The organism is Blautia sp. HCP3S3_H10_2, from assembly GCF_052122375.1.
In the GTDB taxonomy this organism is placed as follows: Bacteria; Bacillota; Clostridia; order Lachnospirales; family Lachnospiraceae; genus Blautia_A.
Window position 1 is genome coordinate 149,571 of the sequence record NZ_JBQKCL010000003.1, and the last position, 26,224, is coordinate 175,794.

Consider the following 26,224-nt stretch of genomic DNA (forward strand, 5'->3'; position numbering starts at 1 on the left):
AATATTGATAAATTGTATACAAAGTACAAAAGGTGGTTATTTTTTCACGGTAACCAAAAGCGGAGGGAATTATGCGTTTACGTGCACTTGCAAAAATAAATCTGGGACTTGATGTGGTTGGGAAACGTGCGGACGGATACCATGAAGTCCGTATGATCATGCAGACCATACAGATGTATGATGTACTGGAAATTGAGAAGAAAGCAGAGCCGGGGATCACACTTACTACGAATATTCCGTATGTTCCGACGGATGAGCGGAACCTTGTATATAAAGCGGCGAAAATGCTTATGGATGAGTTTCATGTGGAGGAAGGCCTTACCATGAATCTGGAGAAGTTTATTCCGGTGGCAGCTGGTATGGCTGGTGGAAGTTCGGATGCTGCGGCAGCTTTTGTGGGAGTGAATAAACTGTTTAATCTGGGGCTTTCTGAGGAAGAGCTGATGAAGCGCGCGGTGAAGGTTGGGGCTGATGTTCCTTATTGTGTGATGAGGGGAACTGCCCTTGCAGAAGGTATTGGGGAGAAACTGACCAGGCTTCCGCGGGTGCCTCATTGCTATGTCCTGGTTGGGAAACCTGGGGTAAATGTTTCTACGAAGACAGCTTATGAGAATCTGCGTCTGGATGATCCGGCAGTGGTGCATCCGGATATTGACGGAATGGTAACTGCTGTCCGTGAGGGGAATCTTGACGGACTGATCGCCAGGATGGGAAATGTATTTGAGCCGGGAATCATCGGGAAATATCCGGTTATCCAGGAAATCAAAGATCTGATGGAAAATAACGGAGCACGTAAGGCCATGATGAGCGGAAGTGGCCCTACTGTATTTGGGATTTTTGACAGCAAAGAGAAAATGGAGCAGGCAGCAGCTGTCCTTCGGGAGAGCAGACTGGCGAAGACTGTTTTTGCCACAGAAGTTTTTTAGGAGGGAACACAAATGACAAGTGATTTTACAGTGCATATGGACGAGTACCTTCCATTACGGGAAGTTGTTTTTAATACATTGCGTCAGGCGATTCTGAAAGGAGAGCTGAAACCAGGCGAGAGACTGATGGAGATCGCCCTTGCTGAGAAGCTGGGAGTGAGCAGGACTCCCATCCGGGAAGCTATGCGTAAGCTGGAGCTGGAAGGTCTGGTAGTGATGATTCCAAGACGTGGAGCCCAGGTTGCCAATATTACAGAGAAGGATCTGAATGATGTCCTGGAAGTGCGGATCACCCTGGAGAATATGGCCATTGAGAAAGCCTGCGCCAATATGACAGATGAGGATATACAGAAGCTGGAACAGGCTGCGAAGGATTTCCAGGACAGCACCGCAGATGGAAATCTGGTAAAGATGGCAGAAGCAGATGTGAATTTCCATGAGGTAATTTACCAGGCGGCAGATAATAAGAGACTTATGCAGGTTTTGAACAATCTTCGGGAGCAGATTTACCGGTATCGGGTAGAATATCTGAAAGAGGATGAATCCAGAAACCGTCTGGTGAAGGAGCATGAGGAGATTACCCAGGCAATCCGGAACCGGGATGTGAAGAAGGCACAGGAGCTGTCTTTTGAACATCTGGAGAATCAGCGTGTAGGAATTATTCAGGCGATTAAAGCAGAAGGATAATATCTGTGAGAAAGAGAATATAATTTTATAACTTGGGAAACACTGGGAGAGATACCTGGTGTTTCTTTTTTTATTAAATATTAGTTGATTGTAAAAAAATAAGAAAGCGACTGCAAGAAATGAATAAAAATGACAATATTGTTATAATTTCAAAAGACATTCGTGCCAATGAAAGATGCATAAGAGAGCGCCTGGCAGATTGCGGGGACATCCAGATCCGGAGGATGCGTCTTGGGGATGAGAGAAAAGTTGACTGCCTGATGGTTTATATAGAGGTGGCAACTTCCAATATGATGCTGGAGGATTCTGCTATTGGGAAGATGGTAGGGCATTTCTGGGAGATTTCACCGGAGGAGATCAAACAGTTTGTGGAATATAACAGTCTTGGAATTGCAGATGTAAAGAAGCTGACGGACATGGAGCAGGTGTTTGCAGGAGTGCTCTCTGGGGACGCCGTGTTCTTTATGGACGGATTTGACCAGGCTATGAAAATTTCCAGTGAGGGATATCCGAGTATGGGTGTCACGGAAGTGGAAATGGAAAAGGTGCTTCGTGGTTCCAAAGAGGGTTTTTCAGATTCCGTAAAAACAAATTCAGCACTGATCCGGAAGCGGCTGCGGGATACCAGACTGAAGGTGGTTGAATTTCACATGGGAGAACGCTCTCATACATTGGTGCAGATGGTTTATATGGAAGATCTGGTGCGTGAAGAATTTTTGGAACAGGTGAAGGAAAGGCTGGGGGCGTTTCGCATTGATGGAATCCTGGACAGCGGAATGCTGGAGCAGCTGACAGAGGATTCCTGGTTTTCCCCATTTCCTCAGTATCAGACGACAGAGAGACCGGATCGTGCGGCACAGGAAATCCTGAATGGAAAAGTGGTATTGTTGTGCGACAATTCCCCGGTGGCACTTGTTTTACCAGGCATTTTCAACAGTTTCATGGAGAGCAGTGAGGACTGGTATAATCGGTTTGAGATGGCGTCATTTCTCAGGTGTCTGCGGTATGTGGCACTGGCGGCGGCAACCTTACTCCCAGGGCTTTATCTGGCTGTGATCCGTTTTCACACGCAGATTTTGCCAACGAATATGATTCTGTCTTTTGCTCAAGCCAGAGAGGGAGTGCCTTTTTCCAGTATTGCGGAGTTAGTGCTTCTGGAGCTGTCTTTTGAACTGATCCGGGAGGCTGGGGTGCGAATTCCTGGCGCTTTGGGAAATGCTATGGGAATTGTAGGAGGACTGATCGTCGGTTCTGCAGCAGTAGAGGCAAACCTGGTCAGCCCTATTGTGGTCATGGTGGTAGCGATAACAGCACTAGGTTCGCTGGCGATACCTAATGAAGAATTTGCTTCAGCGTTTCGGCTGCTTAAGTATTTCTTTCTGTTTCTTGGCGGATATCTGGGAATTTTTGGAATTGTGACGGGAATATATCTGACAGTGTCACATCTGGCAGGACTTCTCAGCTTTGGTGTCCCATATTTGATGCCTTTTATAAAACAAAGTTCTGGAAATGGGACTGGAAGCGGGATTGTGCGTGTACCCTTCAGGAAAAGATGGAGAAGACCGCTGTATGCAAAGGAAGATGAGCGTGTGCGCTTAAAAAAGACAGAGAGTGGAAATTGTAAAAATGGAGGGGAGAGCGAATGAAATTTGCAGAAAACAACCGGATTTCCCAGCGGCAGCTATACAGGCAGATCGTGATCGCTTTCATTGCACCGTTTTTGTTATGTCTTTTTGGAAAAAGACAAACGCTGGGGCTTAGTGGGCTGACAGGTACAGTTTTAGCGCTAATTGCAGTTTTGTTCTATGTGATTTTTCTTGTTCGCCTCCGCCATGCTTTTGGGAATCCATGTAAAACAGCCGGTCAAATCGGGGGCCGGCTGGTGGGAGTATTCTTTCTTATATATTGTATTTGGGGAGCGACGTTTCTGCTGGATCTGTTGGGAGAAATCGTAGCGGTCAGTCTGGGAACTGGTGTAGCGAAGGGGTGGCTTTGTCTGCTTGCATTGCTGGTGTGCAGTATGGGAACACACAGGGGAATTCAGCGCCGGGGTAGAATCGGAGAAGTGTCAGGTGGCGTGGTACTGGCTGCGGTCTTGCTTATGCTGTTTTTGTCCATAGGGCAGGGGAAATGGGAATATCTTCAGGAGATGGTGTGGAATTCGTCGTTTTCAGAAAAAAAAATCCTGGAAAGTGGGTATGGAGTGATATGTGCATTTTCGGGACTGGGGATGTTGCCCTTTTCGCTGGACCAGACAGTGAGAAAAAAAGAAAACAGTACAGGAAAGACGGTAAGTCTTGCCGTTTTCACTCTGGGAGTTTTACTTATTCTTACAGAATTGCTGCTTTCGTCTGTATTAGGCTGGGGCCGTCTGAAATACGAGAACTATCCCATTTTACCCTTGCTTGCAGGCGCTGATCTGCCAGGAAATGTGCTGGCCAGATTCGACATACTCTGGATGGGATTTCTCTTATACAGTCTTTTGTTTTCTATAGGAAGTCTTCTGCATTACGGTCATTTAATTGTGGAAAAATCTGGTCTGGGAACAGGGCGGCTGTGGATACCGCTCCTTGTTTACGGGGGAATTGTGGCTGAAATGGGAGCCTGGAGTATCCGGGATTATTTCCCTTTATACCTGGAATATATATTTGTGCCTGGAATGTTGATTATTCAAATTGTATTTTTTATTATAGGAAAAAAGAGGTGGAAAAAGAAGCTTGCTGCAGCGGCATGTGCCAGCGCGATTTTCTTTCTGACTGGCTGCGGTGGCGTGGAACCGGAGAAGCGCTTGTATCCTTTGGCTCTTGGTGTTGACCTGAATGGTGGAAATCTCCAGGTGACTTATGGAGTTCCAGATCTTCCAAAATCCACTGGACAGGAGAAAAATGGAGAAGATCAGGGAAATGCCGCCCCTTCCATTGTGGGGGAAAGCTTTGAAGAGATTGAGAATCTCTATGGCCGTACACAGGAAAAATACCTGGATATGGGGCATCTGGAAATTTTAGTCCTTGGCCAGGCGTTATTAGATGGTGGTCGTTGGGAACAGGCGCTTGCTTATCTGAAACAGGAATCTGTCATAGGCGAAAATGTTTACGTGTTCTGTTGTGATAATGCTTCTGAAGCTGTAGCCTGGACAAGTCCTCAGGAAACTTCCCTGGGAGAATATCTTCTTGGACTTCTGGAAAATAATCCAAACGGAAGTCCTGGGCAGGCGGTGACACTCCGGGAGGTTTACCACGAATTTTACGACCGGGGCGCGTTGCCGTCATTGCCGGAAATTAAGATTCAGGGAGCGGAATTGGAGGTGATATTCTAAACGGACATGTCTGCTTACGCAGACATTACCATGAATGAAAGTCGATTGCTCCGCACCGTTGGCGCTCCCGCAATCGCCGACTGTATTCGTAATCCGGGCTATTGCCCTACTTACGCATACAGTCTAGCCCGTGCGATATCCATGAATCCACTATGCAAGCATGCTGGATTCATGGCTGCCGCACAGGACTTTCATAGTAAAAAATGAGGAATGGAGTATGCCATTAACAAAGACAATTCGGAATACATTTTTGCTGGCAGAGGGAAAGGTACTGGACTGGTATGAATAATTAAGAAAATACAGGAAATACTCCTGATAACAATAATTACTGGAAGTAAAGCCAGTAATAATAAAAGTTTTCGGGGGTATTACCATGTCATATTTAAGAAAAATTCAATATCATATATTAGCAGCGGTTTTACTGTCAGCATTGCTTTTCAAAAATCCGGAAGTGATAAATAGAAATTCAAAGGTTCTGGCCTGGTGGGGAACCATTTATCCACAGTTTTGTTTTATGGAAATGCATGAAGAGGAGAATATGCCACAGAAAGAACCCAAATTTCATTTCTGGATTGCGGAGAAAGTTTTGGAAATCATAGATTGATGGAATCCCATCTGTTTTCTGCCTTGCACCATAGTGACTTTGGTGTTAAAATGGGGGGACAAGATGGCAGAAATGACACAGGGAATGTTACTGGAGTGAATAGTAACCAATGATTTTCTGCCTATTTTAATATGAATTTGGAGACAGATAAATGAAAATAGACAGAGATGCTCCTGTAGGGGTATTTGATTCCGGTATTGGAGGGCTTACGGTTGCCAGAGAGATCATGCGAAATCTTCCGGCAGAGAAAATCGTGTACTTTGGAGATACAGCCCGCGTTCCATATGGAAGCAAATCCAAGGAGACTATTATAAGATATTCACGTCAGATCATCCGCTTTCTGAAAGAACAGCAGGTAAAGGCAATTGTGGTTGCCTGCAATACGGCAAGTGCCTTTGCCCTGGATGCAGTCCGGGAGGAATTTGACATTCCCATTCTTGGTGTGATCGAAGCTGGCGCGAAGGTTGCCGCGCAGGTCACCCGGAACAAACGGGTGGGAATAATTGGTACAGAGGGTACGGTAGGAAGCGGCATTCATGCAGAAATGCTGAAGAAAATTGATCCGGAAATCACAGTGATCGGGAAGCCTTGTCCGCTCTTTGTTCCGCTTGTTGAGGAAGGATGGACACACGATCCGGTGACGGTGGAGGTGGCAACCAGATATTTAAGAGAATTGCAGGAGAAAGATATTGATACTTTGATCCTGGGCTGTACGCATTATCCGCTGCTGCGTTCCACCATTGGTCAGGTTATGGGAGATGGGGTTCAGCTTGTGAATCCGGCGTATGAGACCGCATTAGAGCTTGGGAAACTGCTGAAAGAGCAGGACATGCAGAGCACAGGTCAGGGACAGTCTGATTTCCCATACCGATTCTATGTCAGTGATCTGGCTGAGAAATTTAAGGGCTTTGCTAATTCTATCCTGCCATTTGATGTAGAGAAGACGCAGAAGATTGATATTGAGAAATATTGAATAACGAAATCTAGTTGCAAGTAAAAGAAAAGTTGTGAAATCTGCTTTAGCAGATTGGAAGAAATGGAAAGATCATAATGGAAAAAGAAGTTTTAATTCATGTAAGAGGTTTACATATGATGGACACTCCGGAGGGAGATGAGCCTATCGAGATCGTGGTGCCGGGTGAGTATTATTTCCGCAACGGCAGCCACTATCTCCGCTATGAGGAAATGCTAGACGAGCATGGCGATCCTACTGTAAATTATATCAAGATTTCTCCACGGGGAATGGAAGTACGGAAAAAGGGACAGGTAAATACCCATATGGTATTTGAGCAGGGCAAGCGGAACATGGCACTTTATACCACACCGTTTGGCACTTTGGAAATGGGAATTTCCGCCACCAATCTGGAATTGAAGGAAAGTGACAGCAGGCTTGACATGAAAGTAAAGTATTCCCTGGATCTGAACCAGGAGCATGTGGCAGATTGCTGTCTGGATATTCATGCGCAGGAGAAGACTGCGTCAGGGTTTGTATTGTAGGTACTGTTGAGCTGAGATATTACAGAAACTATATAAAGATATTTTTATAAGAAGACAGCAGGCGTTCGTTTGATGGAATGAACTCCTGCTGTTTTCGATTTGGTAAGTTTAGTTTATTTTCCCTTTTATATTTAAAAATACTTTTCAAATATCGGCAGAACTGCTGCTATTTCCTGAATTGTTATCTGAAACGGTAGTGGCAGAATCCGGTATGGGAATCAGGATTTTCAGATGGAACCAGTGGTCACTGGCGCTGACATCCACCGCACCGCCGTACTTTTGGGCGACATACTGCACACTTTTTAATCCATATCCGTGGAATCTGGAGTCTCCTTTGGTAGTGGCAGGAAGTCCGGTATCCAATTTAATTTCGCCCTCGTAATAATTCTCGAAAAGAATGATCAGAAAATTCTTTCTGGAATGTGCATTAATGTGAATCAGCCTTTTTTCCTTATCTGCGATCCTGGTCTCGCATTCTATGGCGTTATCCAGTGCATTTCCAAAAATGGAGCTGATATCCATGGCGTTCATGAATTTGAAAAGGGTTCCGTCGATCACGCTGGTTATGGTAATCCCGTGTTTCTGACAATACATGGTTTTCATTGTGAGAACTACATCTATCACCGTATTTCCAGTCTTGTTCTGGGCTTCATAATTCAGGAGGTCTTCTTCCATCTGGTTTAGATATTCATTTCGCTTCTTGGTATTTTCCTCCGCACGTAAGACGATGATGTGATGCTTTAAATCATGATACTTGTAGTTGATCATTTCAATTGCATCACGGGCCTGTTTGTACTGTGCGTACTGATTGTGGAGAAGGTTCTGCACACTATCCAATTCGTAGCGGATACGCATATTCATACGCTGCACATGATAGGTATACATGATGGCGACACCACTTAAGTCCACCAGAGTGCGCGCATTATAAATCTGGTCGGAATAATTTCCATAGATCGGAAGTCCTGGGACAAGGAAGCCAAGGTTGCTCATAACGAAAACTGCAAGTCCTATAAATGCATAGGAAATAAGCTCGCCGGTGGTGATCAGTGCATCCTTTTCCTTTGGGTGGTAATGGTAGTATACGAAGTCAAATAGGGCAAATACAATTCCATAGCAGATGACTAGCACAAGGATTCTGACTGCCATGGAAGTTATGGGAGGGTCGTGATGCAGCAAAAGCAGTTCAAACTGCCATTCGAAAGAAGCTGCGAATTCTGCAATGATAAAGGAACGGATTGCGTAATAAGCAGCATCTCTTACGTTTACTTCTGCACACAGGTATATGAAGCCGTACATAATGCATAATGCTGCGACCATACACAAAAGCCATAGAACATTATTAAGATCAGGCGTCAAACCAAAAAGGGCAAGCTGTAAAACCAGAGTTCCTACAGCGGTAAACACAAATTTCGATGTGCTTATCCGGGGTCTGAGCAGTCTGAGGCAGATCATGCAGGAAAGCCATTCTGCAATTGCAGTATATATTCGAGGTATATTTGGTGATATTGGAAGTGGCAGCATATTAATGTTCTCCCCAATATTTCGTCAGATCCTGAAGAAATGCATTCTGGCGTGGCCGACCAAGGGGAAGGCTTTCTCCTTTTACCTGGGCGCATTTATCCTGGATACCGTCTACATGTGCAAGGTTGATCAGGTAACTTTTGTTTCCACGGGAAAATCCATAGTTACAAAGTGCTTTTTCGGCAGCGCTTATAGTGCCGGGAGAAATGTATTCTCCTGTGCAGGTATGGTAGATCAGATTGTGTCCCTGAACTTCTATATAGTAAATATCAGCTGTATCAAGGCGGACAACGCCTCCTTTTATCGGAACGACAACATAATGCCTGTCGCGTTTTTTTAGTTTAGTGATAGCCTGGCTGATACGCTCTGCAAATGCAAAGTAGGAGATGGGTTTCAGAATATAATCCATAGCACCTACTTTATATCCCTGTATGGCGTATTGGGTCATATTTGTAATGAAAATGATGACTACACTGGAATCAATATTTCGAATTTCTTGAGCGGCAGTCATACCATTGATAAATTTCATCTGAATATCCATCAGGATAATGTCAAATTGTGATTTATATTTGGAGGTGATTTCGTCTCCGTCATGATATACGGTCACAGCTATTTCTTCGTTGGAATTTCTCTGATATTCCTGTAGATAATCTGTTAGCTGCTGTACATATTCTTCTTCATCTTCTACGATAGCAATTCTGATCATATGTATTTCCTTTTTTTCTCTATATATAAATTGTAATTTTTTCTATATTGAGTGTGCTTAAAAGCAGAGCGTACTGAAAAGTGGTGAAATCATGTGAATGCATGAATTCTGTGAATCGCGAAGCGTGTTGTTGTGAACAGTTACAATTATATATAGTTTGCCAGATGTACGCAAGCGGTAAAATTATAGCATCTTTCTGAAAATAGTAAATATGCACAAAAATATAAAACAAAAATTGTAAAACAAGCACAATGCATATAAAGGCTTAACTTTGGTAATCAACAATTAATGCAAAAAAATAACAGTTCTTGCAAGAAATGGCAGCTGCAGAATTTTTTATGCTATATTGCATTCACGACAAGGGAACAAGAGATGTTCCAGAAAAAAAGGAGGACAACAATATGAAACAGAGAAGCAGACGTCTGATGGCACTGATGATTGCTGCAACCATGACAGCTGGTTCTGTTGCAGCAGTTCCGGTAGCTGCAGAGGATGATCCGTACAAGCAGGCTGAGGCAGCTTCTGACGAAGAAGAGGCTCTTGGCGGAATCGTGCCAAGTGCAGATGCAAAATATACAATTTCCGTTACAGAAGACGGATGGATCAAGGTTGAGAACGAAGGTGGAGATACACTTGGTCTGGCTGCTGATTCTGCAGTAAAACTTCTGGAAGTAGATGGATACGCTTTCAAGGATATGAACCAGAACGGTGAGCTTGATAAATATGAAGACTGGAGGCTTTCCACAGAAGAGCGTGCAGCTGATCTGGCTAGTCAGATGCAGGGCGAGGAAATCGCAGCAGTTCTGACACACGGTGGCTGGGGCGATTTCACAACTGAGTCTTTGACAGAAGACGATGGCTCTTACACTTATCTGATGCAGGGTGGCCGTGGCGGCGTTACCAGAAGCATCTCCCAGGGTGGTGCAGCTCATGCAAAATGGGCAAATGCAATTCAGGCAGTTGCAGAGCAGAGCTTCTATGGTATTCCGGCTATGATTTCTATTGACCCTGCTAATATTTCTGGTATGGTTGAGACTCTTTCCCTGGCTTCTACCATGGATACTGAGCTTGCAGCAGAAATCGGACAGGAAACAGCAAAAGAATATCGTGCAGCTGGTGTTACTGCACTTCTCGGACCGCAGGTTGATATCGCATCCCCGATCATGAGCCGTGCAGGTGGTACATATGGTGAGGATCCACAGCTTACACTTGATATTGCTACAGCATATGTAAACGGAATGCAGTCTACCTATGATGAAAACGGCGAAGACCTTGGTTGGGGCGATGAGTCTGTTTACTGCTTTACCAAGCATTTTGCAGGTGCAGGTGCTACAGAGGGTGGACGTGATGACCATGGAAACGGCGGACGTTACGCTGTATTCCCGGGAAATAACCTGGAAGCACATCTGATCACTTATTTTGACGGTGTATTTAATCTTCCTGGAAAAACAGGTTCCTCTGGTATTATGACAGAGTATGCAATTGACGTTGATGCTGATGGAAATCCATACGGCGGAGAGTGGGCTGGTGCTTACAACCCATATCTGAATGGTATGCTTGATGAAGCTGGATTCGATGGTCTTAAGATCACAGACTGGAGTGTATTCACATTCGCAGGTGTGTGGGGTGCAGAAGACCTTGAAGAGGCAGATCGTATTGCTACAGGCTGGGAGGCTGGAGCAAACCTTCTCGGTGGATATGATGATATCGACACTGCAAAAGAAGCATATAGCATTCTGGTTGACCGTGATGGACAGGATAAAGCAGATGAGATCATGCGTGCAGCAGCAGAGAAATTTGTCGGAACCATGATGAACCTTGAGATGTTTGAGCAGCCATACTGTGATTCTGCTTATGCTGAGTCTGTGATCACTACTGGTGATTCCAGTGACTTTGCAAAAGAAGGACAGAGAGAATCCATTGTTATGCTGAAGAACGACGGAACCATCAGCGAGAATGGTGCCGTATCTGAAAAGCCAACCGTATATGTTCCTTATGTATACAATACTGGCTGGAGCGCAACATGGACACAGGGTATTTCTGAGGGAACACCAAGCTGGACACCAGGAATGGATCTTGATAAACTGGGACAGTATTTCAACATTGTAACAGATACTCTTGGAGAGCCTACTGGTGAGGCAGATGCTGATGGAAATGCTACTTATACAAAAGATGACCTGACCCGTGCATCTGAAGAAGAAATCGCAGCTTGCGATTATGTACTTGTTGGTATGAGCGGCGCGTATGTAAATTCTTATGATTCCCGTATCGAAGGTGCATTCGGCGGAGATCCGGTTCCGGATGATGTAGAGGAAGTATGGTATCCGGCATCCCTTCAGTATGGTGAGTATGTAGCAGATAATGCTATTGAAACATCTATTGCAGGAAAAACTCTTGAAGATGGAACAAAAGAGAACCGTTCCTATAAGGGACAGGCTGCACATGAAGTTGCCAACTATGGTGATCTGGAAGCTCTTCAGTATGCATCTGAAGCAGCAGGCGATATTCCGGTAATCGTTTCCATGAAGATGGAAAGAGGAATGGTATGGAGCGAGGTTGAGCCGCTTGCAGACGTAATTCTTGTAAATTACAACCAGCAGAGAGAAGACATCGTTGCAGAAGTAATCCTTGGACAGACAGAGCCTACAGGACTTCTGGTATTCCAGCAGCCAGCAAATATGGAAACTGTTGAAACACAGGTAGTAGATGTTCCTCGTGATATGGAATGCTACACAGATGCAGCAGGAAATACATATGATTTCGCATTCGGTCTTAACTGGTCTGGAAAGATTGATGACGAGCGTACCGCTAAATATACAGCTGAGCCGCTTACAAAGGTTCAGAACTTCGATTATGAAGCATATGAGGCAGCAAACAAATAAGAAATAGCAACAAATAATTGTAACGACTCGGAGCTAAGCCTTGGCCAATGCTCTACATGGCCCGGCAGAGAGAAATCTTTGCCGGGCTTAAAATGTGAATGCTGGAAACAGCAGCCCGAGTAGTCAACAAAGAGGAGAAAAAAATGGTTGATTTATTAGTAAAACTTCTGGGTCCGTTTATGTACAGCCTGGGTGTCAGCGAAGCCGATCTGATCTCCTATCTTACACAGCTGGAAGGTTATATTTACGCGGTTATTGCCGCAGCTGTTGTACTGATAGCAGTTATGATCCTGGCGCATTTTGCCAAAAAAGGATTTCGCTGTGCAGTTCGTCTGGAAGCTCTTATGGCATTTTTAACAGCGATTCTGATTATTGTGAATTCCATCTGTTATGGACCGATGTATGCAAATGTTTCCGGATTTTTGAATGCATCCAAAGCAGAATTTTCAGAAGAAACAATTAAACAGAGTGAAGATACGATCCAGAAAATCGGAGAAGAAGGTATGGTTTTGGTAAAGAATGACGGACTTCTTCCATTGTCTTCTGATGTAACAAGCCTGAATGTATTCGGATGGGATTCCAGCTGTCCGATTTATGGAGGAACAGGCTCCGCAGGTTCTCATGCAGATGGAAATATCAGTATTATCCAGTTTCTTCAGGATGCCGTCTATGAAACAAACGAAACACTTACCAAGATGTACACTGATTACTGTGCAGAGCGTCCGGCAATCTCCATGTCCGCACAGGACTGGTCCCTGCCTGAGCCAAATATGAAGCACTACACAGATGACATCATGAACGAAGCAAAGGACTTCTCTGATACAGCAGTTTTAGTAATTGGTCGTCCTGGTGGCGAAGGTGCAGACCTTCCTACTAATATGAATGCCGTGATCAAAGGCACATACAATCAGGGACTTGCGACTTCAAATGCACCAGCGAACTGGCGTTATATGAATGCAAGCTATACCAACAATGGTGATTATGATGATTTCGAAGAAGGAGAATCTTATCTTGAGCTTTCTGTAACGGAAGAGCAGCTTGTAGATAAGGTCTGCTCCGAATTTGACAATGTAATTGTCGTAGTAAATGCAAATAATGCAATGGAACTGGGCTGGGTGGATGAGTATGAGCAGATCAAATCTGTTATCCTGGCACCTGGTGCAGGTGAAACTGGTTTCGAGGCTCTTGGAGAGATTCTGAATGGTTCCGTAAACCCGTCTGGAAAAACCGCAGATACTTATGTTAAGAATCTGCTTTCCACACACTACATTAACAACATCGGAAACTTCCCATACACAAATGTGGATGATCTGAAAGCACAGGCACTTGCAGCTGATTCTTCCTATAAGGGAAATATTTCTTTTGTAAACTATGTTGAGGGAATTTATGTAGGCTATAAATTCTATGAGACAGCAGCAGAAGAAGGGCTGATCAATTATGAGGACAGTGTGCAGTATCCATTTGGATATGGTTTAAGCTATACCACCTTTGATAAAGAAATGAAGAATTTCAAAGACAACGGCGATACCGTTTCCTTTGATGTTGAGGTAACCAATACCGGTGATGTTGCAGGTAAAGATGTGATTGAAGTTTATTACACACCTCCATATACAAATGGTGGTATTGAAAAGGCATCTGTAAACCTGATCCAGTTTGAGAAAACAGATTCCCTGGAACCGGGTAAATCCCAGACACTTTCTTTCGAGATTGCGAAAGAGGATATGGCTTCTTATGATTCCAGTGAGATTAAAGTTGCTGGCGGTGGATATATCCTGGAGGCAGGAGATTATACAATTTCTGTACGCTCGGATTCCCATACAGTAGTTGCTGAAGAAACCTTTACTGTTGATGAAGATATTGATTACAGTAAGGATGGACGTTCCAGCGATAATACAACTGCGGTAAATGTATTTGAAGATTATACACGTGGTGATTTTGTTGAACTTTCCAGAGCGGATGGCTTTAAAAATGCAGGAACCTCCTGGAGCGGTCCGACTTCTGAGACTGCACAGATGTCTAACGAGCTTCGTTCCCAGGTTGAAGAAAATATTTTCGGTATTTATGACAGCAGCAAGTATGATAATGCGGATGATGAGATGCCGACCATGGGCGCTGACAATGGACTGACACTTTTCGATTTGAAGGGTGTGGACTATGATGATGCGAAATGGGATGAGCTTCTTGACCAGCTTACCTATGAAGATATGACAACCATGATCAATGTAGGAGGATGGCAGACTGCAGAAGTTTCTTCAGTAGGCAAGATTGCAACTTCTGACTGTGATGGACCAGCAGGTCTGAACAACTTTGTAACCAAGACTTACGGAACTTCTTATCCGACAGAAGTGCTGCTTGCCCAGACCTGGAACAAAGAGCTTGCCCGTGAGGCTGGTGAATCCATGGGCCAGGAGTTTGCAGATGTTAAGAACTACGGTTGGTATGGACCGGCTATGAATACTCACCGTTCAGCTTTTGGAGGACGTAACTTCGAGTATTATTCAGAGGATGGTGTGCTTGCCGGATATCTTGCAGCAAATCAGGTAAATGGTGCAGCAAGCAAAGGCGTATACCCATATATCAAACATTTTGCTGTGAATGATCAGGAAACGAACCGTGAGGCTGTTCTGCTCACCTTTGTTTCTGAACAGGCTATGAGAGAAATTTACTTAAAACCATTTGAAATCTGTGTGAAAGGTTTTGAGGAAGGCTCTATGGCAGTTATGACTTCTTACAACTGGCTTGGAGGTGTTCCGGCTTGTGCGGATTCTGATCTGCTTCAGACGGTACTTCGTGATGAATGGGGCTTCCAGGGTATGACTATCACAGACTATGATGGCTCTTATGGCTATATGATTTCTGAGAACTGTGTAAGAAACGGAAATGATCTGATGCTTGGTTATGGCAATTCCGAGTCCAACCAGTTCCCGAATCAGAGCGCAACGGGTACTCTGGCAATGCGACAGGCATGCAAGAACATTATGTACACGATTGTAAACAGCGGTGCGTATGCTGGAGATGAAAATCCGGTTGGAGGCAAATCCAACATGGATAAGCTGTTTATGAAAGTGAATGTGACGGCAGGAATCGTAATCGGTGCGATTGCAATTCTTGTTCTGGTACATGCGCTTAGGAAGAGAAAGAAAATGAAAAAAGTTGAAATTACTGTAGAATAAGCTTTGGGAGAAAAGAGGCTGGCATAGAGATATGCTGGCCTCTTTTTAGGAAAGGAGCATTCCACTAGAATAAAAAGGTCCTAAACATAGTAGATTAATTCAACCTGAAATAGCACGTGCTTTTTCCGCGCCCTTCTTTTTTTAATTCACCAGCCGTAACCAGCTTCCGTAAGGCACTTTCGATGGAACTGTCACTGAGTGTAGGACAGAATTCGCGAATATCCTGTTTGGTAAAACGTCCGATTTTATTTTTGCTGGCACGCCGTACCATTTCAAGCGCAGAAAGTTTGGTTTCCACAAGGGATACACGGTCTTCAAAGTCTTTATATGCTGCCAGGATTGTTCCGAGAATATACTTGATAAAAGGCAAGGCATTTTCCGTCCCTTCATGCCATCCGGTTTGTGATTCTGCAAGGGCATGATAGTAGAGATCTTTATTTTGGGCAATCTTAGCTTCAAGAGAAATATATTTGCCAACATAGAATCCATTTCGATACAAGAGTAACGTGGTCAGCAATCTGCTCATTCTTCCATTTCCATCGTTGAAGGGATGGATACACAGGAAGTCATGGATAAAGACTGGAATTGCGATTAGTGGTTCTACTTCCATATTTCCGATTATCCGGTTATACTCTTCACAGATTTTATCCAGAACTTCTGGTGTTTCATATGGGGAAAGTGGTGTAAACAATGTTTCAACATGACCGTCTGGGTATGTGGCACTAATGTAGTTTTGTACAGTTTTTGTGCGACCGGCAATTGGATTGTTCATGTGACTATAAAGTATTTTGTGAAGCTGCAGGATATAATTCCGGGTGATCGGAATAGCATCAAAACTTTCATGTATAATATTCAGTACGTCACGATATCCAGCTATTTCCTGCTCATCACGATTTTTGGGGGTTGTCTTTTCTTCGACCAGTTGGCGGATTCGTGTATTTGTAGTGACTATGCCTTCAATAGCATTTGATGCTTCTGTGCTTTGAACTTTAGCGATTTTTACAAGCTTTTCAAGTTCTTCGGGGCGTTGTTTCAGGTATAATTCCTGTTTACCAGCTTCTTTATATATTGCAGCAACGAGCCCGAGGATGTCTGAATCCCATTTTTGCTCTTTGAGTGAGGAGTAATTAAAGATTCTCATTTCGCACCTCCTATCTTTTTCCCTTAAATAATACCCTAAAATAAGGGAAAGAACAATAGAATAAGGGAAAATTCCCTTAATATTACACCATAAATAAGGGAATAATATTCAGACAAGCTTTTTGAGTGATACGAAAGCGTAATCTGTAGCTTTTTAAACGTGGGATGTTGTGGACTATTGGGGAAATTCATTTTATACTATAGTTAAATTGTGAGTAGATTTACAAGGAAAGAGAAATGGTTACGGTTCAAAGATTGTGAACAGCAATAATTTACGGGAGGAAAACAAAAAATGGAAAATACATTTTGGATCTGGTATCCGGGAGATTTTGAATTATATCATGCAATGAAGCAGAATTTCAGCCGTGTGGAGAGAGGTTTTGGATGGCCGGCATTCTGGAAGAGTGAGGGCTTCCGTAATCGTGTGGCTTTCCGCCGGACTTATGAATTGGAGCAGGAGACCAGCTTTACTGTATTTTCCAATGCAATTGGCCATGTGCTTGTAACCTGGGAAAATGGGGAGAAGAAATATCCATTTGGAAAGAAGATCACAGTAGCTCCTGGAAAGGTGCGGATCTCTATTCATGCAGGCTGTGTGGAGGCATTTCCTTGCGCTTATGTGCAGGGTGAGGTGATCCATTCTGATAAAACATGGAAGGCAGAGGATTATTCCCAGCCATTAGTGCCGGTTGGAGTGTGTAAGTATTTTACCAAGCCGGGACAGAATCCTACTGTGTGGGAATATACAGAAAAAGAATGCAAGCCTGTAAAAATCAGCGAGATAAACGGTGGCGTGCTGGCTGAGTTTGAAACAGAGCTGACAGCAGCGGTTTATGTGAATGATAAACGTCAAAATAGTTCTGGGGTGGAAGTCTTCTGCGGCGAGTCCATGGACGAGGCTCTTGATCTGGAGCACTGCTACTATAGCTGGCAGCCGGATCCTGTCACAAAGAGATGCCCATGCTGTGCAGTTCGTTTTGCATTTATTCCTGATTGCAAAGCAGAAGATGTGGAAATCACAGCATTCTATCAGTATGTAGATTTCCCGAAACGCGCTTCTTTTAAGTGTAATGATGAGAAACTGAACAAAATTTGGGAAGTGGCAGAGCACACCTTCCGCCTTTGCAGCGGAATCTTTTTCCTGGATGGTGTAAAGCGTGATAAATGGATCTGGTCCGGAGATGCTTATCAGAGCTTTTTTGTAAACCAGTATCTGCTGGCAGATCCGGATATTGACCAGAGAACCCTTCTGGCACTTCGTGGAAATGATCCGATGACCAGACACATTAATACTATTATGGACTATTCCCTGTTCTGGATTCTGGGTGTGCTCTATCATTATGAGGCATACGGTGATCTGGAATTTGTCCGTCAGGTTTATCCGAAAATGTGCTCTCTTATGGAGTTCTGTGAGGGACAGCTGGATGAGAACGGATTCCTGGTAGGACGTGAGAATGACTGGATCTATATTGACTGGGCAGATATGGATAAGACCGGAGCACTTTGTGCAGAGCAGATGCTGTTTGCTGCATGCTGGCAGACCATGGCGAAGGTAAGCGCAGCCCTTGGCGAGGAGAACCCGGAATATATTGCAAAATATGAGAAACTGGTGGCTCAGATCCGCAAATTCTACTGGGATCAGGAAAAGGGCGCATTTATCGATTCCTTTGAATCCGGCAAGAGAAATGTTACCCGACATGCCAACATTTTTGCAATTCTTTTCCATATTGCAACAGCAGATGAGCAGGAGAAAATTCTGGAAAATGTGATCAGGAACGATGAAATTCCGGCAATCACAACCCCGTATTTCAATTTCTTTGAGCTGGATATGCTCTGCCAGACAGGAAATCTGGAATTTGTACTGAACAAGATCCGTAATTACTGGGGAGGTATGCTGGACCGCGGTGCGGTTACGTTCTGGGAAGAATTTGATCCGGAGGCGCCGGTGGAAGAGCAGTATGACATGTATGGCGACCGTTTCGGAAAGAGTCTTTGCCATGCGTGGGCAGCAAGTCCGATCTATTTCCTGGCGAAATATTTCATGGGGCTGAAATTTACCTCTGTAGGCGGTAAAACATTTGAAGTAGAGCCACATACAGAATTCTTTGACAGCTTCGACTGTACCCTTCCGGTTGCAGATGGACAGGTTCATCTTGTGTGGGATGGAAAAGAGCTGAAAGTGGAGACGAGTACAGACGGCGGCGTGCTGAAATGTGCAGGAAAATGTGAACAATTAAATGCCAAATGCTGTAATTCATGATTTTGTATGGGTTATGAGATATGTTACGGCGCAGACCGTGAATTGTACTTTGAATAGTTATTACAATTAATTCAAATTATAGGGTATATAAGATAGAAATGAAAATTCGTGGTAAGATGTAAGTATCTGAAGAAAGAGATGTGGAAATATTCTGGGAAAGATACAGACAGAATACCACGAATTTGTTTTATGTATTTTTACTTCTTTATAAGGGGTTTCCGAAAATGAAAAAGAAAATATCCCTGAATGTCAGACTGTTTCTGGTAACGATGTGTATTGCCATTCCAGTGATCGCGGCGCTTTTTTTCACAGGAATCCGGGAACGAGCATCAGCCAGAAAGGAAAAAATAAATGAGATACAGTCTGACGTGGAAATTGAAATGTCAGGAATTGATACACAGCTGAAATTTTTAAGAAACAGCCTGATCAATCTGGCAATGGACGACTCTGACTTCCGGAATATTGCTACATCAGAAGAGAAAAATACAGAATTCTGGCTGACGAATCAGAGAGTGCTTGAAAAAATAAATAATCAGATGGATGAAGTGGACAATGGATTTACAGTGTTTGCTTATTATCCGGAACCAGATGTGTTTTACAATTATCTGAAGGCACCTTCTGTTTCTGAATTTGTGAGAAAACAGGCGGAAGGTGAAAGGCAGACGCAGGCTTACAGCCAATGGAGCACAATCTGGTGTGAGGGAACTCCATATCTGTTCTTTATGCTAAATTATAACAGTTATTATATTGGTGCCTGGAGCTCTTATGAAAATATTGTAGCAAATTTACAGCTGGAAATGGAATCACCTGCGGAAACCAAAGCTGTAAATCCGATGGAAGTCTATCTGGTCTGTGACTCCAATGGCCGGATCATAACTCCTGCAACCGCTGAAAATACAGGATTATCTTTTGAAAAAAATACATATACGGATCCAGACAAAAACAAATGGTATTATGGCGGCGCAGTAAGTGAAATTGCAGATTTTTACCTTGTAAAACAAGTAGCAAAAAGCTTTCTGGAAGAACAGCTTCCTGCCGTTGGAAACGAAATTGCAGCGTTTGCAGCAGTGTTCCTCCTTCTGTTTCTGGTATATGGAATCTGTCTGTATTTATGGATTCTTACGCCTATGTCTCATCTGCAGAAGAGCATGAATGTGATCCAGCAGGGGGACCTGGATTACCGGATTCCGAAGCTTTCTAATTGCAGTGCTGAATTTGATTCTGTGATTCAGGAATTTAATTATCTGATGGATCATATCAAAAACCTGAAAATCCAGATGTACGAAGAGCGTCTGGCTGGAAAAGAGACAGAGCTACAATACTTAAGCAGGCAGATTCAGCCTCATTTTATTCTGAATACCTTAAATACCATTTATAATTACAGTGAAAGTGACGTGGAAACTACCAGACAACTGATCCGCCTGACCTCCGGTTATTATCGCTATGTAGTCAATGTAAATTCCAGGTATGTTCAGCTGGGACAGGAACTGGAACACATTGAGGATTACCTGAAATTACAAAAAATGCGGTATCCCAATGGATTTGAATATGAAGTAAACTGCGACGAGGCGATCAAGATCGTGCCGATTCCGCCTTTTATTATTGAGAGCTTCGTGGGAAATGCCATAAAGCATGGTTTGAAACCTGGAGAACTGACGAAGATTCAGGTAATCGTGAAACAACTGGAGGAGTTCCGGATTCTCATTCAGGTAAAAGACAATGGAACTGGTTTTTCGGATGACAACCTGGATGCAGTGGAGGAATTTCTGGAAAAAGGAATTGTGTCGGAGGAATTGGGGGTAGGAATCCGCAATTCTGTGGCAAGGTTGCGGCTGATCTATGGGGAAAAGTGTGAGATTCATATTTATAATCAGAAACCGTCAGGTGCAGTGGTGGAAATATTATTAAATCTACAGAAGCCAGAATCTATTTCGCAGAAACTGTGAGGTTCCGTTTGGGGGAATGTAGTATATTGAAAAGATATATCATAGTAACAAAATGCGAAAGATTTTTGGGATTTGGCACTGAAGCGTTGTAGAAATAGTTATTGAACAGGGAGTACAAAGATGGAAATAAAAGCTTTGCTTGTGGATGATGAAGAGCAATGTGTGAAAACCCTTAGGGAAGGAATTGACTGGGAAAAACTGGGAATCCAGGAGGTTTTCGGAGCCTACAATGCAGTGCAGGCCCGCGAAATCATGGAAAGGGAGACCATTTCCCTGATCCTTTGCGACATTGAAATGCCAGGGGAAAGTGGACTGGAATTTATATCAAGTGTACGGGAAAAAGCGGATTTGAATGATGAAAACGTAGAATGTATTATCCTCACCTGTTATCCAGACTACAAATTTATGCGCAAAGCCATGCAGATTGGCTGTAGTGATTATCTGATCAAACCTTTGGACGGTGAAGAAATGATGGCAGTTCTTGAAAAAGCTGTGGAAAAGATACGGAAGAAGTTTGAAAAAGATGAGAAAGAGAAGAAGCTTTTTCAGGAAGCTTCAAAGTCACCATTACCGGAGATGCAGCAGAATATCATTGATGGAAAAGTAATTCCATATATTAAGGAGCATTTTGCAGAGCCTCTGACTGTTGCGGAAATCGCAGATCATGCCGCACTGAATGCCCAATATATGATGCGCCTTTTCAAGAAAAAGACAGGAATTTCCGTGCTGGAATATGTGACGGACTGTCGTATGGAGAAGGCAAAAGAGATGCTTCGGGGAACAGACTGGAATAATGAGATTGTTTCTGAGAAGCTGGGTTATGCAAGCTCTGGCTATTTCATTAAGTTGTTTAAGAAAACCTATGGCGTAACGCCCCGTGAATTCAGAAAGGCTTCGAATTTATGAAAATCAGAAAACTAATAATTGGTATTGGTGCGGTTCTTTGCGCAGGTGCGATTCTTTAGGGATGCAGGAACAGGAAAAGCACCTCTTCTGTAACGGAAAATGCGGACGATGGAATCTGCGAAATTGCTATTGAAAATATGACGCTTGGTGCCAGTTATCCAGATACGGAGGAAGTTGAAAAAAAGATCAATGAAATTACAGTTCCGGCAATTTCCTGCAAAGTGAAGATTGTGAACTGCTTTATTGGAGACCATGCAAATATGGTAAAAAAATCCAAAATGGGGATTCAGCAGCTGGATTTAATCAATACGGGAACTACCACTTCTTTGTCAGAACTTGTGGCAGATGGAACGCTTTTGGAATTAAATGCTCTGTTGGATCAGTATGGAAGGGAGTTAAAAGAAAAAGAGGGAGCCCTTCTGAGGGTAACCTCTGTGGATGGTAAGATTTATGCAGTATGTGCTAATCTGAACCCAGGAAGAGCTTCTGGAATCGGATATAACAAAGAGCTTGCGGATAAATACAAGATTCAGGTTCCAGAGCAGATCGACTTAGAGGCTCTTACAGAAATTGGCATACAGTTGAAAGAAAAGAATACTGGTATCTATCTGATTTCTTTTGGAAATTCCGGAGCAGTTGAGGCTTCTGCCTTTGCGTCTTGGTTTGATATTGAAGACTTCGGTGGAGATATGAACTATGGCGTGATTTTTAATCCTCTCGATAGTATAAAGATTGAGAATGTCTATGCTTCAAAGGAATATCGTGAGTTTTGCAGAACCATGAAATTATGGAGAGATGAAGGATATATCCCAAGTGATTCCCTGTATAGTGGGGCAGATGCCCAGGCAATGTTTAACAATGGAGAAATGTTTCTGCAGTGGACCAGTGTATCGCCGGGAACTTTACATCTGGTGGAGAAAAAAGAGGTAGATTTTGATGAAATACTGGTGGCGATGACTCCCAACCGGATCACTACCTCACTGGTGCAGGAATTCACCTGGGGAATCAGCAGTTCCTGTAAAAATCCTGAGAAAGCGATGGAATTATTGAATCTGATCTATACCAACAGTGAGCTTGCGAATCTTCTTCAAAATGGCAGGGAAGGCATTGATTATGTGAAAACAGGGGAAAAGAGCATCGCATATCCTGCAGGGAAAACCAACAGTACAGTGGGATATTCCAGTTATTTTTCCTGTTTTGGTGACGGTGATGAGGTTTATCAGTTTGGAGAAAGTACAGGTGACTGGACTGCATACATAAAGAATTATTCAGAAGAATCGAAACCGTCCAAAACGCTGGGATATGTTTTCCAGACAGATAAAGTCGCACAGGAAGTGGACGCCGTCTCCAAGGTGGTAAACGAGTACCGGCCAGTACTGGAAACCGGGCTGTGTGAGGATGCAGACGAGACGCTGAATCAGTTTCTGGAGGCTTTGCAGGAAGCTGGAATGGCCAAAATTATAGGGGAAAACAGACGCCAGCTGGAAAGCTGGCTGGAAGAACAGGAGAAGTAACAGGCGAAAGATCCAAATGTTTTTTTGTACAAAATCCGTTTGGCTCTGAACAGTTACAAAAAGTCATTTTTAGACAGAAATTAAGTCATAATTGGACAGCCTGAAATTTTTATTATGTGATAATGTAAGAGAAATAGACAACCGGGGGCATAATGAATAGTCCCCGATTTTGTTATTTAATAACGTCATGAATTATATAAAGGAAATCAGGAGGCTATTATGCACAAGAAAAAATGGTTATCAGCTCTAATGGGAGTACTTATCGGAACTATGAGTTTGTCTGTATCAGCTTATGCGGCTGATTCCACAACCGCCCTTCCAAAAACAGAAGGAAAACCTCGTCTTCTGGTTACCCAGGACGGTGAAGTGGATGATATGAACACTCTGATTCACACCTTGCTTTATTCCAATGATATTGATCTGGAAGGAATTGTACAGACCAGTTCCAAGTTGCATTACAGCGGAGATGATACCACGGAGGCTTTAAGATGGATGGGAACGGACTGGATGTCTGAATTTCTGGATGCATATGCCCAGGTGTATGATAATCTGAAAGTGCATGATGAGAATTATCCTTCACCGGATGATCTTCGCGCCATAACAAAGGTCGGAAATATTAAAAATGTCAGTGATACTTCTGAAGAGACAGAAGGTTCTGAACTGGTAAAAGAGCGGATTCTGGCTGAAGATGACAGGCCTCTTTATATTGAAGTAGGCGGTGGTGCCAATACAGTGGCCAGAGCGCTTATGTCGATTGAAGAGGAATACAAAGATCAGGAAGGCTGGGAAGACCTTTATAACCGTATTTGTGAAAAAGTGATCCTTTTTGCATGGGGAATGCAGGATGATTGTTACCTGAATTATATTCAGCCAAACTGGCCATCTATGCGCATGGTAGATGTCTCTGGTTCTACTCTTGCATACGGCTACAGATGGGCAACTCTGGAAGAACTTTCCGACGAATCCAGGGAAAAAATGAGCAGTGCCTGGATGAAAGAAAATATTGAACAAAATCTTGGCGCCCTGATGGACAAATATGTGACATGGGGAGATGGAACTTATCTGGAAGGAGAAGCTGACACAGATCAGTATGGCACCAACGAGGCACTTCTTGGAGACGATACTCTCTGGGTAGGACATGCCTATGAGCAGTATGATTTCCTTTCAGAGGGAGATTCCCCGGCATGGTTTGTTACCATTCCAAACGGACTGCGTAGTCTGGAAGATCTTTCTTATGGCGGTTGGGATGGAAGATATGCTCTGAAAGAAAATGATGAGAATCCGGATGTTCGTCTGTATCAGGCTGCAAAAGGAAATGAAAAAGGAATTGCCCCATGGATTGCTGCAATCCAGAGTGACTTTGCCATGAGGGCAAAATGGTGTGTAACAGATAAATATGAGAATGCAAATCATCTGCCAACAGTTTCCGTAACAGAAGGAACCGACTTGACTGCAACTGCCGGAGAAGAAATCACACTTAATGGAACTGCTGAGGATCCAGATGGAGATACCACAACCTTCCGCTGGTATCATTATCCATACGGAGATACCTATGAGGAAGCTGAGGATGAGGATGGAAATCCTGTTGCAATCGAAGTGACAACATCCGGGGAAAACCAGGAGAACGCTTCTTTCATAATCCCTGAGGACGCAAAAGCAGGAGATACCATTCATATCATTATGGAAGGTGTAGATGGCGGAGGAACGAATCCGATAGCTTATCAGAGAGTGATCGTGACAGTAAATTAAAAAATTGAAAAAGCAGTCTGGAATAGAACCCGTGTATTACAATTGTATGCAACAGTATCTATCCAGGCTGCTTTTATTGGCTAAGTGTTGTAGACGGGATAACTGAGTATTCCTTAAAACTGCTTAAACAGTGGTTCTAAGTCATAATCGGTAAAATAGTTCCCCCATGCGGTGATCGTATCCGCGTCTACGTCCTTGGCAGCAGCAATGCCAACCGGAAGATTTTTTCGCAGATCATAATTTTTCCCGTCGCTGTCAAGAAAACAGGTTTGGTTTGGTGACAATGTGAAAGTGGTATCTTCCTGAATCCAGACGATATGTTTTGCCAGGATATTGCATATTGGCTGTTCTATCACATCATCTATCCAGTCCTGCGGATTCTTCCAGCATTTTTCAGAATGGAAGATGTCTGAAAAAGAAGTAGACTCTTTCTGGATATAGTCTGCTACCTGTTTTTTTGTTGTTTCAAAATGATAGTATGGCCATTTTCCATTAGCCGGATTGGCTGAATCTATAAAAAACGGAAGACTGTTTAATTCTTCATTTGTGTTTAAGTTTCTGGCACAAAGGGTAAGATCTTTGTCCAGGAAAGCAAGAAAAGTTTCGCCATAGTATTTATAAATTCTGCGTCCAGTGCAATCCAGCCAGAAGTACTGGAATGGGACATTGGAATCAATAGGTTCTGAAATAGACAGTTCTAATTCTTCAAGGATCTCCACTGCTTTTTTCGCTTTTTTCTCTTTTGCCAGATCTTTAAGCTGTGTACGGGTAGCGTCAGTGACTACACTCTTATAAAATAATACGAAGTTTGCGGCTTTTTGGAAATGAGCTGCCTTCCCTTCGTTTTGAAGAAGTTCAATAAAATATTTCACTGCCTGGTCTGGCTCAGCGGTTAACTTCATGCGGCAGTAGCTGACCAGAAATTTAGAATTCTGAAACAGGTATAAGGCAGCGTAATCCTTTAGATTTGCAGCCTCGGACCAGAAATTCCGCAGGAAGAACAGTGTATTAGCAGGAAGAGGACTGGAAGTCTGCAAATATCTGAATGGGAGATTGATCTTTGTATCTCTGGTTGTGCTTGTACTTTTTGTTTTGTCAAAGTCGGATGGGGAACACTCAAAGCGTTCCAGAGATTCTGGAAGATGGATGTTTCTTGATGACTTAACCCACGCACAACCTGTAAGGGTGACATTGCTGGGAATCACCTTAACTCCTTCGGTGATGATAATATCAGCATAACGTGCTGGTTTGGTATGGAGATATATTTTTTTGACCTCTTTCAGAATTCCATCTTCTATGATACAGCCATTTTCATCTGGTAGTGTTTGATAGTCCATATGATTCCTCCGTGTTTTTTAGAAAATTGGTGTTTCTTCAAGTATAAGTTTTGGGTGGAA

The 26,224-nt window shown here is 43.3% G+C and carries 18 protein-coding genes; 14 read left to right on the top strand and 4 right to left on the bottom strand.

Going from position 1 to position 26,224, the window contains the following annotated elements; all coding sequences use genetic code 11:
* The first annotated feature begins 71 nt into the window (after positions 1 to 71).
* The 7 genes from ispE (at position 72) to ACTQWB_RS04280 (ending at position 7,030) form a co-directional block, all read left to right on the top strand.
* Positions 72 to 926, top strand: a complete 855-nt coding sequence (gene ispE, locus ACTQWB_RS04250) for a 4-(cytidine 5'-diphospho)-2-C-methyl-D-erythritol kinase (protein WP_441500521.1) — start codon at positions 72 to 74, stop codon at positions 924 to 926.
* A gap of 12 nt (positions 927 to 938) precedes the next feature.
* Entirely contained in the window at positions 939 to 1,613 is a 675-nt protein-coding gene (locus ACTQWB_RS04255; RefSeq protein ID WP_441500522.1) for a GntR family transcriptional regulator, read from the top strand.
* Positions 1,614 to 1,732: 119 nt separating this feature from the next.
* Positions 1,733 to 3,259: a spore germination protein gene (locus ACTQWB_RS04260; RefSeq protein ID WP_441500523.1), complete on the top strand. Its 1,527-nt coding sequence runs from the start codon at positions 1,733 to 1,735 to the stop codon at positions 3,257 to 3,259.
* Positions 3,256 to 4,929, top strand: a complete 1,674-nt coding sequence (locus tag ACTQWB_RS04265) for a GerAB/ArcD/ProY family transporter (protein WP_441500524.1) — start codon at positions 3,256 to 3,258, stop codon at positions 4,927 to 4,929. The genes ACTQWB_RS04260 and ACTQWB_RS04265 overlap by 4 nt, the downstream gene beginning before the upstream one ends.
* Before the next feature lie 373 nt (positions 4,930 to 5,302).
* Positions 5,303 to 5,533 carry a hypothetical protein gene (locus ACTQWB_RS04270; protein WP_441500525.1) on the top strand — a complete coding sequence of 77 codons (231 nt, stop codon included), beginning with the start codon at positions 5,303 to 5,305 and terminating at the stop codon, positions 5,531 to 5,533.
* 151 nt (positions 5,534 to 5,684) lie between these two features.
* Entirely contained in the window at positions 5,685 to 6,506 is an 822-nt protein-coding gene (gene murI / locus ACTQWB_RS04275) for a glutamate racemase (RefSeq protein ID WP_441500526.1), read from the top strand.
* A 77-nt stretch (positions 6,507 to 6,583) separates the two neighbouring features.
* A complete protein-coding gene (locus ACTQWB_RS04280) occupies positions 6,584 to 7,030 on the top strand; it encodes a DUF1934 domain-containing protein (protein ID WP_441500527.1) in 447 nt (148 codons plus the stop codon).
* A gap of 144 nt (positions 7,031 to 7,174) precedes the next feature.
* On the opposite strand, the gene ACTQWB_RS04285 is transcribed toward ACTQWB_RS04280, so the two are convergent.
* Positions 7,175 to 8,326: an ATP-binding protein gene (locus ACTQWB_RS04285; RefSeq protein WP_441500528.1), complete on the bottom strand. Its 1,152-nt coding sequence runs from the start codon at positions 8,324 to 8,326 to the stop codon at positions 7,175 to 7,177.
* A gap of 226 nt (positions 8,327 to 8,552) precedes the next feature.
* Positions 8,553 to 9,257 (bottom strand): LytR/AlgR family response regulator transcription factor, encoded by a 705-nt coding sequence (locus tag ACTQWB_RS04290; RefSeq protein ID WP_441500529.1) that lies wholly within the window; start codon positions 9,255 to 9,257, stop codon positions 8,553 to 8,555.
* A gap of 401 nt (positions 9,258 to 9,658) precedes the next feature.
* Here ACTQWB_RS04290 and ACTQWB_RS04295 point away from each other — a divergent pair, with 401 nt between their 5' ends.
* Complete coding sequence (locus tag ACTQWB_RS04295) at positions 9,659 to 12,139, top strand: glycoside hydrolase family 3 N-terminal domain-containing protein (protein ID WP_441500530.1); 2,481 nt, start codon at positions 9,659 to 9,661, stop codon at positions 12,137 to 12,139.
* A gap of 143 nt (positions 12,140 to 12,282) precedes the next feature.
* Positions 12,283 to 15,312, top strand: coding sequence for a glycoside hydrolase family 3 N-terminal domain-containing protein (locus ACTQWB_RS04300; protein WP_441500531.1), 3,030 nt, complete (start codon positions 12,283 to 12,285; stop codon positions 15,310 to 15,312).
* Between the two features lie 94 nt (positions 15,313 to 15,406).
* Here ACTQWB_RS04300 and ACTQWB_RS04305 read toward each other — a convergent pair whose 3' ends face one another.
* Entirely contained in the window at positions 15,407 to 16,453 is a 1,047-nt protein-coding gene (locus tag ACTQWB_RS04305; RefSeq protein WP_441500532.1) for a Fic family protein, read from the bottom strand.
* A 291-nt stretch (positions 16,454 to 16,744) separates the two neighbouring features.
* Here ACTQWB_RS04305 and ACTQWB_RS04310 point away from each other — a divergent pair, with 291 nt between their 5' ends.
* The 5 genes from ACTQWB_RS04310 (at position 16,745) to ACTQWB_RS04330 (ending at position 24,827) form a co-directional block, all read left to right on the top strand.
* Positions 16,745 to 18,712, top strand: coding sequence for an alpha-L-rhamnosidase-related protein (locus ACTQWB_RS04310; protein WP_441500533.1), 1,968 nt, complete (start codon positions 16,745 to 16,747; stop codon positions 18,710 to 18,712).
* Positions 18,713 to 18,936: 224 nt separating this feature from the next.
* Positions 18,937 to 20,658: a sensor histidine kinase gene (locus ACTQWB_RS04315; protein WP_441500534.1), complete on the top strand. Its 1,722-nt coding sequence runs from the start codon at positions 18,937 to 18,939 to the stop codon at positions 20,656 to 20,658.
* 120 nt (positions 20,659 to 20,778) lie between these two features.
* Positions 20,779 to 21,564 (top strand): response regulator transcription factor, encoded by a 786-nt coding sequence (locus tag ACTQWB_RS04320; RefSeq protein WP_441500535.1) that lies wholly within the window; start codon positions 20,779 to 20,781, stop codon positions 21,562 to 21,564.
* Positions 21,565 to 21,824: 260 nt separating this feature from the next.
* Positions 21,825 to 23,078: an ABC transporter substrate-binding protein gene (locus ACTQWB_RS04325; RefSeq protein WP_441500536.1), complete on the top strand. Its 1,254-nt coding sequence runs from the start codon at positions 21,825 to 21,827 to the stop codon at positions 23,076 to 23,078.
* A 219-nt stretch (positions 23,079 to 23,297) separates the two neighbouring features.
* Positions 23,298 to 24,827, top strand: coding sequence for a nucleoside hydrolase-like domain-containing protein (locus tag ACTQWB_RS04330; RefSeq protein ID WP_441500537.1), 1,530 nt, complete (start codon positions 23,298 to 23,300; stop codon positions 24,825 to 24,827).
* A gap of 113 nt (positions 24,828 to 24,940) precedes the next feature.
* Here the strand turns inward: ACTQWB_RS04330 and ACTQWB_RS04335 are convergent, their stop codons facing one another.
* Complete coding sequence (locus ACTQWB_RS04335) at positions 24,941 to 26,164, bottom strand: DUF4132 domain-containing protein (protein ID WP_441500538.1); 1,224 nt, start codon at positions 26,162 to 26,164, stop codon at positions 24,941 to 24,943.
* Between the last annotated feature and the right edge of the window lie 60 nt (positions 26,165 to 26,224).